This window comes from Spirulina subsalsa CS-330, assembly GCF_028330765.1.
GTDB lineage: Bacteria > Cyanobacteriota > Cyanobacteriia > Cyanobacteriales > Spirulinaceae > Spirulina > Spirulina subsalsa_A.
In genome coordinates this window covers 1-15,462 of sequence record NZ_JAQMTY010000088.1, presented here as the reverse complement: position 1 = coordinate 15,462, position 15,462 = coordinate 1, and the positions used below count along the sequence as shown (strand labels likewise).

Annotated in this window: 14 protein-coding genes; 8 read left to right on the top strand and 6 right to left on the bottom strand. The window is 54.7% G+C overall.

Going from position 1 to position 15,462, the window contains the following annotated elements; translation table 11 throughout:
• The first annotated feature begins 341 nt into the window (after positions 1-341).
• Complete coding sequence (locus PN477_RS05915; protein ID WP_272121135.1) at positions 342-1,166, top strand: alpha/beta fold hydrolase; 825 nt, start codon at positions 342-344, stop codon at positions 1,164-1,166.
• Positions 1,167-1,321: 155 nt separating this feature from the next.
• Here the strand turns inward: PN477_RS05915 and PN477_RS05910 are convergent, their stop codons facing one another.
• The 5 genes from PN477_RS05910 to carA all read right to left on the bottom strand — a co-directional run bounded on the left by PN477_RS05910 (position 1,322) and on the right by carA (position 4,595).
• Positions 1,322-1,606 carry a DUF1816 domain-containing protein gene (locus tag PN477_RS05910; protein WP_272121136.1) on the bottom strand — a complete coding sequence of 95 codons (285 nt, stop codon included), beginning with the start codon at positions 1,604-1,606 and terminating at the stop codon, positions 1,322-1,324.
• A 122-nt stretch (positions 1,607-1,728) separates the two neighbouring features.
• Positions 1,729-2,496 carry a 23S rRNA (guanosine(2251)-2'-O)-methyltransferase RlmB gene (gene rlmB / locus PN477_RS05905; RefSeq protein WP_272121138.1) on the bottom strand — a complete coding sequence of 256 codons (768 nt, stop codon included), beginning with the start codon at positions 2,494-2,496 and terminating at the stop codon, positions 1,729-1,731.
• Positions 2,493-2,945, bottom strand: coding sequence for a Mini-ribonuclease 3 (locus tag PN477_RS05900; protein WP_272121140.1), 453 nt, complete (start codon positions 2,943-2,945; stop codon positions 2,493-2,495). Before PN477_RS05900 ends, rlmB begins: the two co-directional genes overlap by 4 nt.
• A gap of 8 nt (positions 2,946-2,953) precedes the next feature.
• On the bottom strand, positions 2,954-3,304 hold the full coding sequence (locus tag PN477_RS05895; protein ID WP_272121142.1) for an STAS domain-containing protein: 351 nt from the start codon (positions 3,302-3,304) through the stop codon (positions 2,954-2,956).
• A 142-nt stretch (positions 3,305-3,446) separates the two neighbouring features.
• Positions 3,447-4,595 (bottom strand): glutamine-hydrolyzing carbamoyl-phosphate synthase small subunit, encoded by a 1,149-nt coding sequence (gene carA, locus PN477_RS05890; RefSeq protein ID WP_272121144.1) that lies wholly within the window; start codon positions 4,593-4,595, stop codon positions 3,447-3,449.
• A 184-nt stretch (positions 4,596-4,779) separates the two neighbouring features.
• Between carA and PN477_RS05885 the strand changes: the two genes are divergently transcribed.
• The 3 genes from PN477_RS05885 (at position 4,780) to PN477_RS05875 (ending at position 7,587) form a co-directional block, all read left to right on the top strand.
• A complete protein-coding gene (locus tag PN477_RS05885; protein WP_272121146.1) occupies positions 4,780-5,820 on the top strand; it encodes an aromatic ring-hydroxylating oxygenase subunit alpha in 1,041 nt (346 codons plus the stop codon).
• Positions 5,821-5,918: 98 nt separating this feature from the next.
• The gene (locus PN477_RS05880; RefSeq protein ID WP_272121148.1) at positions 5,919-6,569 is read left to right on the top strand and encodes a hypothetical protein; all 651 of its coding nucleotides are present in this window, start codon (positions 5,919-5,921) and stop codon (positions 6,567-6,569) included.
• A gap of 118 nt (positions 6,570-6,687) precedes the next feature.
• A complete protein-coding gene (locus PN477_RS05875; RefSeq protein WP_272121150.1) occupies positions 6,688-7,587 on the top strand; it encodes a M48 family metallopeptidase in 900 nt (299 codons plus the stop codon).
• 61 nt (positions 7,588-7,648) lie between these two features.
• Here PN477_RS05875 and PN477_RS05870 read toward each other — a convergent pair whose 3' ends face one another.
• On the bottom strand, positions 7,649-8,851 hold the full coding sequence (locus tag PN477_RS05870) for a glycosyltransferase (RefSeq protein ID WP_272121152.1): 1,203 nt from the start codon (positions 8,849-8,851) through the stop codon (positions 7,649-7,651).
• A 324-nt stretch (positions 8,852-9,175) separates the two neighbouring features.
• On the opposite strand from PN477_RS05870, the gene PN477_RS05865 reads away from it, so the two are divergent.
• The 4 genes from PN477_RS05865 (at position 9,176) to PN477_RS05850 (ending at position 15,258) form a co-directional block, all read left to right on the top strand.
• Positions 9,176-10,168 carry a DnaJ C-terminal domain-containing protein gene (locus PN477_RS05865; protein WP_272121153.1) on the top strand — a complete coding sequence of 331 codons (993 nt, stop codon included), beginning with the start codon at positions 9,176-9,178 and terminating at the stop codon, positions 10,166-10,168.
• Positions 10,169-10,235: 67 nt separating this feature from the next.
• Positions 10,236-11,627 carry an asparagine--tRNA ligase gene (asnS, locus tag PN477_RS05860; RefSeq protein WP_272121155.1) on the top strand — a complete coding sequence of 464 codons (1,392 nt, stop codon included), beginning with the start codon at positions 10,236-10,238 and terminating at the stop codon, positions 11,625-11,627.
• A gap of 452 nt (positions 11,628-12,079) precedes the next feature.
• The gene (locus PN477_RS05855) at positions 12,080-13,948 is read left to right on the top strand and encodes a serine/threonine phosphatase (RefSeq protein ID WP_334310531.1); all 1,869 of its coding nucleotides are present in this window, start codon (positions 12,080-12,082) and stop codon (positions 13,946-13,948) included.
• Positions 13,949-14,073: 125 nt separating this feature from the next.
• Positions 14,074-15,258: an FHA domain-containing serine/threonine-protein kinase gene (locus PN477_RS05850; protein ID WP_272121160.1), complete on the top strand. Its 1,185-nt coding sequence runs from the start codon at positions 14,074-14,076 to the stop codon at positions 15,256-15,258.
• Positions 15,259-15,462 lie beyond the last annotated feature (204 nt).

Sequence of the window (15,462 nt, the reverse complement as noted above, 5' to 3'; positions counted from 1 at the left end):
GTTTAACGTCCACTGAATGTCCCGCAGCAGACAACAAAAACTTAGTTATGTTTAGATTTCTCCTTCATAAACTATGCCGCCCCTGTGATCAGGTATTTCTTTTTGGTCGGACATTTTATCTGGCGAGAACCACCAATCTTGCCTCTCTAGGCACACTTGGGTGCGTTGGCTTCTCGATTCTAACACAAAACTGAATTCAGTCGTTTCCCGTTGGTCGGTTTATTTGTTGGCAAAAATTCATCTCACCGCTAACCTAACGGTGTAGCGGGAGTCCTCTTTTTGCATTGAAGATAGCGATGGTGTGCTTGGCTGCGATCGCCCCCCAATCTAAATCAACCCCCATGTCTAACCCCACTCCCCACCCCCTCCATCTGGAACGCCACGGCTCCGGTTTTCCCATCCTTTGTCTCCATGGTCATCCCGGCTCCGGGGCCGCCATGGCCGTCTTTACCGAGCCGTTATCCTCCCAATACCGCACCCTCGCCCCGGATCTGCGCGGCTATGGCCACAGTCAAACCCAAGACCCCTTTGAGATGGCCGCCCACATCACAGACCTTGAAGCCCTGCTCGATCGCGAAGGGATTGACCAATGCTTGATCCTGGGGTGGTCGTTGGGGGGAATTTTGGCGATGGAATTAGCGTTGCGCAATCCCCAGCGTTACCGGGGTTTAATCCTGATCGGCACTGCCGCTCGACCGAGGGGGAACTATCCCCCCATTCCCTGGTGGGAATATGTGAATACGGGGATCGCGGGGCTGATCAATCGGATTAAACCCGGTTGGCAGTGGAATATTGACACCTTTGGGACGCGATCGCTCTTTCGCCGCCTCCTCAAACAACACACCCCCACCGCCTACCACTACCTCGCCCAAGCCGGAACCCCCGCCTACCTCCGCACCTCCCGCCATGCCCATCGCGCCCTCAACACCGCCCTCCGCCAAGGCTATAACCGCCTCGCGGATCTTCCCACCTTAACCATGCCCTGCCTGATGGTGGCGGGCGCAGACGACATCAACATCACCGCCCAATCCAGCCAGGAAACCGCCCAAGCCCTGCCCCGCTGCGCTTGGCACTGTTTCCCCAACACCGCCCACCTGTTCCCCTGGGAAGTCTCGAACGCCATGAACGAAACGATTCACGCTTGGTTACGCCAGCAGGATCTATAACATCCCGATTCCACCATCCACGGGCATGACGACCGCGATCGCGGTTGCACCCCAGGCAAAATGACCCTAAAAAATCGGCTGTGCGATCGACCCAATCCCGTCAGCCGTCTGCATTGTTTGGCAACCGATGCAGTCTAGTTTGCGATGGTTCCCCGTTAAACTCCGTGACCACTGAGAGCGGGGATTGTCTCAGGATCAAATATCTCCCCCAATGAATGATCAATCGTAAGCTCCGTCGGCTTCATTTGCTTGACGGAGAATCGAATGCCTTGACTGCCTTCCTCTTTTAGATCTTCGATATAGCCTGGACTTGCTTCTTTGGCCTCGATTTCACTGGCAAACGGGCCAAAGTAGTAGGTACAGCGTGGCTGCTCTGTGGTGATTTCCACCCAAAAGGCTTTACCGGTCGCCTCTAGGAATTTCAGCCAAATCTCTTTCATTAATTCCCCCAAAATCGTGTTTTAAACAGCTCGCCCAACCAAGAGCGTTGCTTTACATTATTTAATAATTGCGGATTTAACTCTCTTTATACTCCTTTCATTCATTTTTTGAAAGTCTCTAATTACACAGTTTCTGAATCGCTGGCCTGCCAACGCTGACGAAAAACCTCGTATAAAACCATGGCGGTGGCGACCGATGCATTCAAACTAGGAACATGACCTTGGAGCGGGATGGACACCAAGCTATCACAGTTTTGTTCCATTAAGGAGCTTAAGCCTCGCCCTTCTGATCCGATGACCAGCGCGATCGCACCTCGTAAATCCGTGGTCATGATCGTCTGGGGAGCCGTCGCGACAGTGCCATAGATCCAAAACCCGGAGGTCTTCAATTCCATCACGGCCCGCTTCAAATTGGTAACCCGTGCCACCGGGAATGATTCCAAGGCCCCAGCGGCGACTTTCAAGACGGTGGGCGTGATCCCCACGGCGCGACGTTGGGGGATCACCAGTCCCTGAGCGCCGATCGCTTCAGCGGTGCGAATGATTGCACCCAGGTTATGGGGATCATTGATCCCGTCCGCAACGATGATCACCGGCTGCTCGCTGACGTTGGCCGCCTGGATGATCAGTTGCGTCAGATCCCAGTATTCATAGGGGGTGATTTGGGCCACGATCCCCTGATGATTGGCCCCTTGGGTCATCTGATTCAGCCGCCCGACGGACACCTCATCAATCACCGTCCCTTGAGATTTCGCCGTTGCCAACAGGTCTGCAAAGCGGGGATCATGGCGCACATTTGCCGTCACCCAAAGGCGTTGGGGCAGGCGATCGCCCTCTAGCGTGGCCCGCACCGAATGGCGACCATAGACCAAATCATCCCGTACCGTCATGGCAGTTGCAAATAATAAAACAATTCACTGAGACGAGGCGGATCAGTTAGGTATAAATAACCGATCAACGTCTCTAAACTACTCGCCCGCTGATAAATCCCCGGATCAAGACGCTGCGGCGGGCGAGTCGCTGCATTACGACCACGACGCAGGATCTCCTGTTCCTGGGCGGTGAGGTAGGGGATCAGGTGATCAAGGTGGGCTGCCTGTTGCTCAGCACGCACCTGAGACACCACCTGCCGATGGTAGGTGGCGATCCGCTGGGGTGGCAGCAGATAAGTTGTTCGGATCAAAAGTTCATAGACCCCATCCCCGATATAGGCAAGGGCCGTCGGAGACAGTTGCTCCACTTGACCAAGGGAACGGGGTAACGGCGACAGAGAACTCAGGCGTTCCTGTGCCCAATGCCGAATCGTTGGGGGGGGTTGGCGTGGTTCACCCACAAGCATCGGGGGGGTTATTGGTTCGCAAGACTAGCGATCGCCTCTTCCACCGACGGTTGCAGCGCCAGGAACTTCTCAAGACGCACCAGCTTCACCGTCTGCGTCACACGAGCATTCGTCACCAGTTGGACACTGCCCCCCTCCGTTTGCGCCTTTTTGACCAACTGCACCAAAGCCCCCAGCCCAGAACTATCCACAAAATCAATGGCAGATAGCCCCAAAATAATATGCTTCGGGCCCGTATCAATACAGTTGCCTAACACCTTCCGAAACGTCGGTTCCGAAAAAGCATCGAGCAACCCCGTCAGCCGAATAATTTGACAATTTTCTTTGATTTCACGGGTGCCTCGTAGGCTTACCGTCAAGTTCAGTGGTTCAGGAATGGTTCTACCCTCCCTATGCGTGCGAATGACAGAATAGTTAATCGGTCGATTAGCCAGTATAACAGGCCACGCCGAAGCCCGACTAGGCGGGCCCCATCGAGCCGGCGAAATCTCAACCCCTGCGTTAAACAGCAACCGCCTGATGCTCCCGCATCATTTTCACGAACTGCTCAAACAAATAGTCCGCATCATGGGGCCCCGGACTCGCTTCAGGGTGATATTGCACCGAAAAAATCGGCAACGTTTTATGGCGCAACCCCGCCACCGTTTGATCATTCAGGTTTAAATGGGTCACCTCCACATCCTCACCCAGGGACGCAGCCGTCACCGCAAAACCATGGTTTTGGCTGGTGATTTCCACCTGGCGATCCAGGCCGCAGGGTTGATTCAGCCCCCGATGGCCAAACTTCAACTTAAAGGTTTCCGCCCCCAAGGACAGGCCAATAATTTGATGCCCCATACAGATACCAAACATTGGCTTTTGGGCCTTGAGGAGTTCGGTCACCGTGGTGATCCCCTCCGTCACCGCTGACGGATCACCAGGGCCATTGGAGAGAAAAATACCATCCGGATGATGGCTCAAAATGTCCTCCGGCGGCGTGCTCGCCGGCACAACAATCACCCGGCAGCCATAGCTGGCAAGGCGGTTCAAAATATTGCGCTTCACCCCAAAATCCAGCGCCACCACGGTCAGCGGTGCATCACCACGTTGGGCTGTGTCGCTAAACTCCCAAACGGTGTCCGTGGACGTATTCCATTCATACACTTGGGAAGTGGTGACTTCGCGCACGAGGTTTTGACCGGCCATGGAGGGGGCGGCTTGGACTTGGCGCAGGAGTTCTTCTGGGTCGAGAATTTCGGTGGAAATCGCGCCGTTCATCGCGCCACCGGAGCGGAGGCGACGGGTGAGGGCGCGGGTGTCGATGCCGTAGATACCAGGAATTTTGTATTGCTTCAGGTAGTCGGGGAGGGATTGGGTGGAACGCCAATTGCTGGGGCGGTAACAGATGTTGCGGGCGATGACAGCGCGAATTTGGGGCCCTGCGGATTCTTCGTCTTCGGCGTTAACTCCGGTGTTTCCCAGTTCAGGATAGGTAAAGGTGATGATTTGGGCGCGATAACTGGGGTCGGTGAGCACTTCTTGGTAACCGGTCATGCCGGTGTTGAAGACGACTTCACCGATCGCAGTTCCGGTTGCGCCAAAGGAGAAGCCGTGATAGATCGATCCGTCAGCGAGGACGAGCAATGCGGGTACTTCTGGGGAAATGGGCATAAATGTTGCGGGTAACTCAGCCAATCACCTACTTTACAGGGGTTACCTCAGGGATTGAGCATTCAATCCTACAATTTTAAGGATGTCTTGATCTGGTGGGGTCTCATGGGGTTGTCTCTAGTCCGTTTGACCGCTGCTGATGAGGCTGGCGTTTCCTCTGATTTTTGTTCAAGTTGCAATTCTTATGATCGAAGCTGATTCCTCGTTTCTCCGTAATTTGTGGTACATGGCACTGCCGGGCAAAACCCTGAAGCCCGGTAAGATGTTGGCGAAAACTCTCCTAGGTGAGCCGATTCTCTTCGGACGTACCCAGGCGGGGGATGCTTTTGCCCTGCGGGATCTTTGTCCCCATCGGGCGATTCCCCTCAGTTGTGGCCGGTTTGATGGGGTGGAGGTGGAATGCTGTTATCACGGTTGGCGGTTTGATGCGGCGGGGAGTTGTACCCATATTCCGTCGTTGGTGACGGGGCAGCAGTTGAATTTAGACCGCTTTGGGGTGAAGTCCTACGCGGTGGCGGAGGTGCAGGGGAATTTGTGGATTTTTATGGGCGATCGCACCCTCGCCGATCCGGCCGAAATTGCGATCGTCCCCGGCTTCGAGGGTCGCCCCCCCCAATTTCACCTCAAAATGATCTACCCCTGCACCCTCGATCATGCCGTCGTGGGCTTGATGGACCCCGCCCATTCCCCCTTTGTCCATCGGGCCTGGTGGTGGCGATCGGGGCACGATTTCCACGAAGAAGCCCGCGAATTCGTCGCCTCCCCCCTCGGTTTCACCATGGTGCGCCACCCAGTCGGGATCATGACCTTTGTGTATCGGATGTTCGGCGGCATCCCCGAAACCGAAATTTCCTTCCGCCTCCCCAGTGTCCGGATCGAAAGCACCACCACCGCCCGCTACCACGTCTGCAACCTCACCACGATCACCCCCCTCAGCGCCTCAGAATCCGAGGTCAATTTTTCCGCCTATTGGAATGTACCCTGGCTCGGTCTGGTCGCCCCGTTCCTCCGTCCCCTCGCCTGGCAATTCCTCAAACAAGACCGCGATGTGGTGGAGCAGCAACAGGTCGGCTTAAAGTTTGACCCCTCGTTAATGTTGATCCCCGACTCCGATCAATTGGCGAAATGGTATTTCCAACTCAAAAAAGAATACGCCCAAGCCCAAGCCGAGCAGCGTGAGTTTGTGAATCCTGTGCGCGATCGCATTTTAAAATGGCGGGCTTAGTCCCCTGAAGGCCGAAGCTGAGAGGATTTCGCATCACAATCTGACTCGTGTTTTGAGCAAGAGCTATATTTAATGGGTTCGAGCATAAGGTGAACAGAATGGTTGTTGGGCATACGAAGCTGGGAGCGATCGCCATCACTCGTAAAAGGGGTGATGAACCGTTTGTTGTTAATGGGGAAGCGATTGGTAAACGGTTAGCAGATTTCTGGCAATGGTCAACCTCTGATCTGTTGAGTAATGCATTGCGGGGCGTATTGGCCGAATATATCGTCGCTAGTGCTCTAGAGGCGGATCAAGGGAGTCGGACAGAGTGGGATGCATTCGATGTGGTGACATCCTCTGGCATTCGGATCGAAGTTAAATCAGGCGCGTATTTGCAAAGCTGGTCGCAACATGAGCTTTCCAAGATTCAATTCAGTATTCGGCAGACCTATGGCTGGGATGCCGCATCTAACACTATGTCGGACGTTCTCAAACGTCAGGCCGATGTCTATGTGTTTTGCGTTCTGGCCCACCGGGATAAATCATCAGTCAATCCCTTGAATCTTGATCAGTGGGACTTTTACTGTCTGTCCACAGCAACCCTGAATCAACAGTTAGGCCATCAAAAAAGCATTGGGCTGAGTAGGTTATTGCGCTTAGATCCCATTAAATCTAGCTATGGTGATCTATCCCGCGCCATTGATCAGGTTATGTGCGAGCGCCGCGAATCCAGCGAATCAATAGCGCCATCGTTCAATGAGGACTGAAAATTCCGGGGCGATTTTTAAACTGGGCAACAAAGCCGCTACGGATTCCGTCAAATGGGCCAGAATAAAACTATGACGTAAGCATGAGTGGGTTTGACTCCTCACTATTTTGATGACTATGCCTAAAACATTTTGGTCGCGCCCACCCCGTTGGGCCTATGGATTTCTCGCCCTTTTAACCTCATTCACTATTTTCGCGGTTCAACCTCAGGCCCAGGCGATTTCGATCTGGGATATTATTCGCGGCGGGGCGCGGGTGTTGCAGGGGATTCAATTGGCGAATATGTCCCCGGAACGGGAAATGGCCGTGGGACAGCAAATTGATGCCCAGATTAAACAAGACTTGGCCCGCAATGGTACGCCCGTGATCCGGGATAACCATCCTGCCACCCGCTATGTTGCTGAAATCGGTCAGCGAATGGTGGAGGTGTTGACCCCTGAAGAGCGACGGGAGATTAATTTCACGTTCCAGGTGGTGAATGATCCCAATGTCAATGCTTTTGCGACGATGGGCGGATTTGTCTATATCAACGCTGGGCTGATGTTGATGGCGGATACGGAAGCGGAATTAGCCGGGGTGGTTGGCCATGAGATGGGCCATATTATCGAGAAGCACGCGATTAACCAAATGCGCGAGCGGGCGGTGCAGCAGGGGATTCTCTCGGCGGCCGGTCTAGATCAAGCCCAGGTGGTGCAGTTGGGGGTCGATGTGGCGCTGAATTTGCCCAATAGTCGGGGGGATGAAAATGAGTCGGATGAGGTGGGCTTGAGTTTGTTGCGGCGCACGGGCTATCACCCCAATGGCATGGTGAATTTTATGCAGAAGTTAGCCCAACAGGGCGGCGGCCGCGGCATGACGATTCTCAGTACGCACCCGAATCCGGGGGCACGGGTGGAGAATCTGAAGGAGATAATTGCGGCGAATCCACCGACGGCGACGGAAACGGCGGGGATGGATACGCTGGCCTATTGTTTGGATATGAAGAATGTGATTAGCGATCGCATCCAATGCCAATAAAGTAAAACACCCTCACCCAACCCTCTCCCACGGGGAGAGGGCTTTTTCATCTGGAGTCCCGTTAGGAGCAGGATTCGATCAGGACTTGGTGGAGGCGGTTGGCTTCGATGTGGATGTTAAATTCGGCTTCGACCTTGGCACGGCCGGCGCTGCCAAATTGCGATCGCAACTCCGGCTGATCCAACAGGCGGCAAATCTTCAGGGTCAATTCCTCACTATCTCCCGGCGGCACGAGATAACCACTCACCCCATCATCGACGAGTTCACTGATCCCCGCGATCCGGGTTGTCACCACCGGAACCCCCGCCGCCATCGCCTCCATCAATGACACCGGCACACCTTCGGCAAAACTGGGCAAGACAAATACATCGGTGTGCTGCATCGCGTCGCGCACCTCCGCTTGGGACTTATACCCCACATAGTTCACCTGTTTTTCTAGCCCCCGTTGCTGGGTCAATTGTTCGAGGATTTGACGATCTTCGCCGTCCCCCACCACCGTTAAACAGAGATCGGGGTAGTCGGTTTTCAGTTGGCTGAGGCTGTCGAGGAGAATCGGTAAGCCCTTGGCGGCGGAAAGTCGCCCGACGTAGAGTAAGCGATTGCCGACCCCGTGATGGCGCACTAGGGGAAAGAGTTGGGGATCAACACCACAATGGACAATGTTCAGTTTTGACCAGGCGGTGAAGGGGGCGAAGTACATTGCTTGGCTGCGGCAAAAGTGGCTAATACAGATCACGAAGCGGGCTTGTTCAATTTTTGTGCCGACGTGCCAACGGTAGGGATCGTAGAAAATATAGGGGCCGTGGAGGGTGAAGCTGTAGGGGCGATCGCTTAAATGGGCCGCCAACATCGCCACGGAACAACTCGAATCCCCTAAATGATTGTGGAGGTGGTCAATAGTTTGCCGCTGCAATTGTCGCGCTAGGCTCCCCGCTTCGACAAAATACACCAATTGATAGAGCAAGCCCCGTAAACCGGGCTGACTGGTGCGCTGGGCGAGTTTTAACCCCGCCCAATAGCGGCCCGGACTTTGGAAAAAGAGAGCGAGGTGATCTTGAATCAGTTGGGGCAGTTTCGGGGGTAAGAGGTAATAGGTGCGATCGCACTCTTGGCGCTGCTCGTCGCCGACCAATTGCGCCGCACTCGGTCGCCGCACCGCGAAGGTTTTCACCTCCAGATTGCGATCGCGCAGGGCAAAAATTTCCCGCTGAATAAAGGTATCCGTTGCTCGTGGATAGGTTCCTGTTAAATAGCCAATCCGCATCTCGTCACCACCTTCAATTGAGCACAGGTTTGTTGTCGGTCATCCGTCTTCATCGGTCGTCTTAATCTTAGGGGGATCTCTGAACCTTGAGGAGACCACAGCGTGATTCGCCTGTTCACGATCAGCATGATCAGCGATCGCCCCGTCAAAAACAATCCCCCTTGATTCCTATCTCTTTTCTCCCGCCATCCGCTGATAACCCGGAGTGAAATGTACCAATCTTCCCCCAAGTCGGAAAAACCGAACCGAACCCAGAGAATCGCTCTGTTATCCTAGTCAAGAACAATAGACAGACCAACACCGGGCGCGAGGAGATCGAAGTTTATGGCTTCCACCGACTTCAAGGACTACTACGCCACCTTAGGCGTGACGAAAACAGCCACCGCAGAAGACATTAAAAAAGCCTTCCGCAAACTTGCCTTGAAGTATCACCCCGATCGCAATCCCGGTGATCAAGCCGCCGAGGCCCGCTTCAAAGAAGCCAGCGAAGCCTACGAAGTCCTCTCCGACAGCGACAAACGGCGTAAATACGATCAATTTGGTCAATATTGGAAACAGGCCGGCACGCAACCCGGTAGCCCCTACGGTCGCGGCGGTACGAATGTTGATTTTGGCGGCTTTGACTTTGGTCAATACGGCAGTTTTGAAGAATTTATCAATGATCTCCTCGGTGGCATGGGTGGCAGCACTCGCACCCGCACCACCCGCACCGCCAACCCCGGCGCAGGGTATCGCTCCACCACCGGCTTTCGCACCGATTACCAAACCGCATCCAGAGGCGGCGGTGTCAGTGAGGCGAATCTGAAACTGACCCTCAGTGAAGCCTTTCGGGGAGTGCAAAAGCGGCTCAATCTTAACGGCGAAATTATTGATGTGCGGATTCCGGCCGGTGCGAAACCGGGGAGCCGGGTGCGGGTGCGGGGTAAGGGCACGATTGACCCAATGACGCGCCAACGGGGCGACCTGTATTTAAATGTCACTATTGATCCCCACAGTTTTTTCACCTTTGACGGGGATAACTTAACCTGTGAAGTGCCGATCAGCCCCGATGAAGCGGTGTTGGGGGGATCAATTGAAGTGCCGACCCCCGATGGTCAGGTGTCGATGAAGATTCCGCCGGGGATTCGCACCGGGCAAACCCTGCGCCTGCGGGGGAAAGGCTGGACAAGTCCGAAGGGCGATCGCACCGACCAACTCGTTAAAATCATCATCGCCACCCCCGCGAACCCCAGTTCCCTCGAAAAGGAATATTACGAAAAACTCCGCAACGCCCGCAGCACCAACCCCCGCACCCACCTCGAACAAATCCGCCTCTAGTCTTGCCCGCCCACAAGGGGCTGAAGCCCCTTGCCTCAATTCACGATTCACGCCCTTTGCAACCATCATGGAAAAACGCAGCATTATCGAACTTCTCCGCCACGGCCAACCGGATCAAGCCGTCACGATTCAGGGCTGGGTACGCACGAAGCGGGAGTTAAAAGGATTCGCCTTTATGGAGGTCAATGATGGCTCCGCGTTGGCCAATCTTCAGGTGGTCATTGACGGCAGTTTTCCGGACTATGAAGCGGTGCTGAAACAGATCACGATCGGCGCATCGGTCGCCGTCAGCGGTCGATTAAAAGCCTCGGAGGGCAAGGGACAGCGGATCGAGTTATTGCCGGAATCCCTCGACGTGGTGGGCGGTTCTGACCCGGAAACCTATCCGTTGCAGAAAAAACGCCATTCCTTTGAGTTTTTGCGCGAGATTGGTCATTTGCGATCGCGCACCAACACCCTCGGCGCAGTGTTCCGGGTGCGCAATGCCTGTGCGCGGGCGATACATGACTTTTTCCAAACCCAAGGCTTTCTCTGGGTGCATACCCCTTTGATCACCACCAACGACTGCGAAGGGGCGGGGGAACTGTTCCACGTCACCAATTTTGACCTGGGCAATGTGCCGAAAACCGACAAGGGCGCGATCGATTTTAGCCAAGACTTTTTTGGTAAACCCGCCTACCTGACCGTGAGCGGCCAACTGGAAGCAGAAGTGATGGCCCTGGCGTTCAGCAACGTCTACACCTTCGGCCCCACCTTCCGGGCGGAAAATTCCAACACCTCCCGCCATTTGGCTGAATTTTGGATGGTGGAGCCAGAAATGGCCTTTTGTGACCTGATCGGCAATATGGATCTCGCCGAGGCGTTTTTAAAGCATATTTTTAACTATGTTCTGGATACCTGTCCGGAAGATATGGAGTTTTTCAATCAACGGATTGATCAATCCGTGCTGGCCACCGCCGACAACATTATCAACAATGAATTTGAGCGGATTACCTACACCGAAGCGGTGCGGTATCTGGAGCAGTGCGATCGCACCTTTGACTATCCCGTCGCCTGGGGTCTGGATTTACAATCGGAACACGAACGCTATCTTGCCGAAGAGCTATTTAAAAAACCCGTCATCGTCACCGACTACCCCACAGAAATCAAAGCCTTTTACATGCGCCTCAGCGATGACGGCAAAACCGTTGCCGCCATGGACATTCTCGCCCCGAAAATTGGCGAAATCGTCGGCGGTTCCCAGCGCGAAGAACGCCTCGACATCCTCGATCAACGTATCCAAGCCGCCCAAATGCCCCTAGATGACCTCTGGTGGTATCGGGATCTCCGCCGTTACGGCAGCGTCCCCCATGCCGGGTTTGGCCTTGGGTTTGAGCGCGTCGTCCAGTTCATGACGGGCATGGGCAACATTCGAGATGTGATCCCCTTCCCCCGTAGCCCCCTCAGTGCGGAGTTTTAACGCGCTGCCCACCCCCGATCAGACCCTGAGACCCATGCATGATTGTCTGGTTAATGTAGTTATTTTGTAGTGATTTTGTTGAGAAATTCATCCGGGTCTGAATTCTCTGCTAACGTCGTGATGTAGCAGTCCTAAATCAAATCGAGACAGGCAAGGGGCTTAAGCCCCTTGTTTATCAAGGTTGAGGGTTTTACACCTCAAATAGGATTGCTATACAACCCCACCATTGGCAGGGTATTTCGCAAAGATCACGCCAGAGTTAGCGGAATTCTCTGACTATTCTGGTAGAGAAACAATGGCAGAGTCCAACGATGTCCCTTGCTACGATTGGGTCAGGTGCAGTCAAGCCAAGACGATATCTCTAGGGCGGGGCAATGCTTCGTTGGGGTTGTGTCTATCGTTTGATTTGAAACGCATTTCTATTCCGTCGTTGTTTAGCCTCTATCCCTATCATGGTTATGATCGTTTGCCCTGAGTGCCAATTTGAGAACCCTGAAGCGAATAAATTTTGTCAGCGGTGTGGCAGTTCACTAGTAACCCAAACTTGCCCGATCTGTGATTCGGAGGTGAGTTGGACGGCAAAGGATTGCCCGGAATGTGGGGCAATGGTGGCGCAGGAATGGTTGGCGATCGCCTATCCCCTCCAACCCGAATCGGAACAAACCCCCTTCAGTCCCCTCGATCTGTCCGAACGTTACCAAGCCCTCGTCCCCCCCGAAACCCCCACCAGTGAGATCAGAGTGTGGGACAGTCAACCCCTCCAAAAAACCTATCTCGAAACCTTAATCGAACAGCAAGACGGCAGCGAAACCGCCGCCGCCACCGGCCCCATCGCCGATGACCCCAACATTGAGTTTTGGCGACAGGTGGGCGTGTGTGATCCGGCGATTCCCTATCTCGTTCTGCAAGAATCCCTCAGCCCGGCCATTCCAGTCTTGCAAGATACCTGGCAAAAAGAAGGCCATGGGATGATTGTCGTCGAACATCGGGCGGATTGGGATTTACTGATCGAGGCTTGGGGCAGTGAGGCGATTCCCTTTTCCCAGTTGCTCTATTGGCTGGATGAAACCCTGCGACTGTGGTCGGAGTTGGCAAAATTCCACTGCTGTCAAAGTCTTTTGACCGATGAGAACCTCCGCCTTGATGAAGATCAATTGCTCTGTTTTGCCCTCTTGCTCCCCGATCCTGCGGATCAAGCTGCGCCCCCCCTCAGTGAGTTGGGTCAACTGTGGAAACGGTTGTTTGCCGAGTCCGGGCGCACCTTGTACGGGCCGATGCTGACGTTGCTAGAGCGTCTCGGTGAAGGTGAAATCGAAACCGTTGATCAGGCTCGCACGGAATTACAAGCGATCGCCCGTCAACAGGAAATCGAAGAAGCCACCCCCACAGCGGACAATGACCCCACCCCCGAACCCGTCAGCACCGAAGAAGACCCCGACAAAATGGTGTATCGCGGCATGGGCGATGATATGCCCACCGTCGTACTCCCGATGCAACTGCTGAGTTTGAGCGATGCGGGTTTTACCGACATTGGCCAACAGCGAGACCACAACGAAGACCACTTTGGCATCGAAACGAGCACCGTGCGCCGGGAAAATGTCATGAGCAAACATGTTCAGTCCAACGGGCTTTACATCGTTTGCGATGGTATGGGCGGCCATGCTGCCGGGGAAGTGGCCAGCGCCATGGCCGTCGAAACTCTCCAGCAATATTTCCAAACCCATTGGTCAGACCGATCGCAACTCCCCGATGAGGATACGATCCGCGAGGGCATTTTAATCACCAATGAAAAACTCTATTCCGTCAACATGAAAAATGCCCGCTCTGGCAGTGGGCGGATGGGGACGACCTTGGTGATGGTGTTGGTGTCGGATATTAATATTGCGATCGCTCACGTCGGCGATAGTCGTGTCTATCGCATCACCCGTAAACACGGGGTTGAACAACTCACCGTTGATCATGAAGTGGGCCAACGGGAAATCCTACGCGGCGTTGATCCCCAAGATGCCTACGCCCGCCCTGATGCCTACCAACTCACCCAAGCCCTCGGCCCCCGCGATAATGACTACGTCCACCCCGATGTGCAATTCATCGAACTCAACGAAGACACCCTCCTGCTGCTCTGTTCCGACGGCATCTCTGACAATGACCTGATCGAACAACATTACGCCACCTACCTCACCCCCCTGATCGCCTCGAAAGCCAACCTCGACAGCGGCATTATTGACCTCGTGGATTTCGCCAACGAGTTCAACGGCCATGACAACATCACCGGGGTCGTAATTCGGATTAAGATGCGACCCAATGCGGATCAGTTTTAACGGTTTTTGGGCGTGCGATCGCCCCGCTACCGCCAGACAGGGGAGGAGCGGTCATTCTCGCCAGCGGGATGCACAATGGACGGAACAGCCCACGGTTCATTCTTATTGTTTACGCTCATCATTCCATGCTGATCCTCACCCTATTGGATGGTCGCACGCCGCTCCGGGAATGGAAATTCCGCGATCCGGAGCGCGTCCGGATTGGGCGGGCTGGAGATAATGACATTGTTTTGGACTACTCTCAAGAAGTGTCGCGCTACCATGCGGAACTTGTGCCCCAGGGGGATCACTGGCGGCTGTTGAGCTATGGGGCCAATGGGACGTTTCTCAATGGCCAATCCGTCCGCGAAAGTTTAGTGACCCATGGGGCACTGATGCAGTTTGCCCGTGGTGGCCCCCGCATTCAGTTTCAACAAACGCGAACCACGGCCCCCCTGACCCCTTGTACCCATCCCAACAATCCCCCCACGGCTCTTTTCTGCATTCATTGTGGCCAAACCCTCTACGAGCCTCAGCAGATTATCCGCCACTACCAAGTGTTGAAAACCTTGGGGCAGGGGGGCATGGGAACGACCTATCTGGCGCGGGATGTGCTCCAAAATCAGTTGGTGGTGCTGAAGGCGATGAATGCAGATATGGCCCAACTGGCGAAGGCGCAGGAGTTGTTTGCGCGGGAGGTGCGGATTTTACAGGGGTTGAAGCATGGGGGGATTCCGCGCTATTACGATTCGTTTCGTGAGGCGGGGAAGACCTATTTGGTGATGGAGTTGGTGCATGGGGTGAATTTGGAGCAGTGGGTGCGGCAATGGGGGGTGGTGTCGCTGCCGGAGGCGGTGGGGTGGATGGTGCAATTATGTGACATTTTGGCCTATCTCCATGGGTTAACGCCGCCTTTGGTGCATCGGGATGTGAAGCCGGCCAATGTGATGGTGCGCAATCGCGATCGCACCCTAGTTTTGCTCGATTTTGGGGCGGTGAAGGAGGTGGGCACACCCTACGGCACACGAATCGGAGCCGAAGGCTACACCGCCCCCGAACAGGATCGCGGTCAACCCTGCCCCCAGTCGGATCTGTTTGCCATCGGCCCGACGTTGATTTATCTACTGACGGGGAATTCTCCGGTGCAATACTACCGTTTCGAGCATCACATTCCCCGCTTTGCCGTGGCCAGTGTGCCGGGCTTGAGTGATGACCTCCGCCAGGTGATCGAACGGGTCACGTCGCCTCAACCGAGCGATCGCTACCCCGATGCGATCGCCCTGGCCACGGCGCTGCAATCCTGCCTCACGTCCCACCCAACAATCACATAACCGAACCGCGCCGGCGAGACTGCGATCGCCCCATCCTCGCCACGACTCCCCGGCCATCTCGGTACATTGACACTCCCACCGTTAAATCAAAGATTATAACGGGGGATTCTTGCTTCATTGGGTTTGTCTAGTCTCAAGTCATCTCTGTCTTGAAACCCCGTCCAGATTCCCCTCCACAAGCATCTGTTTAACGTCCACTGAATG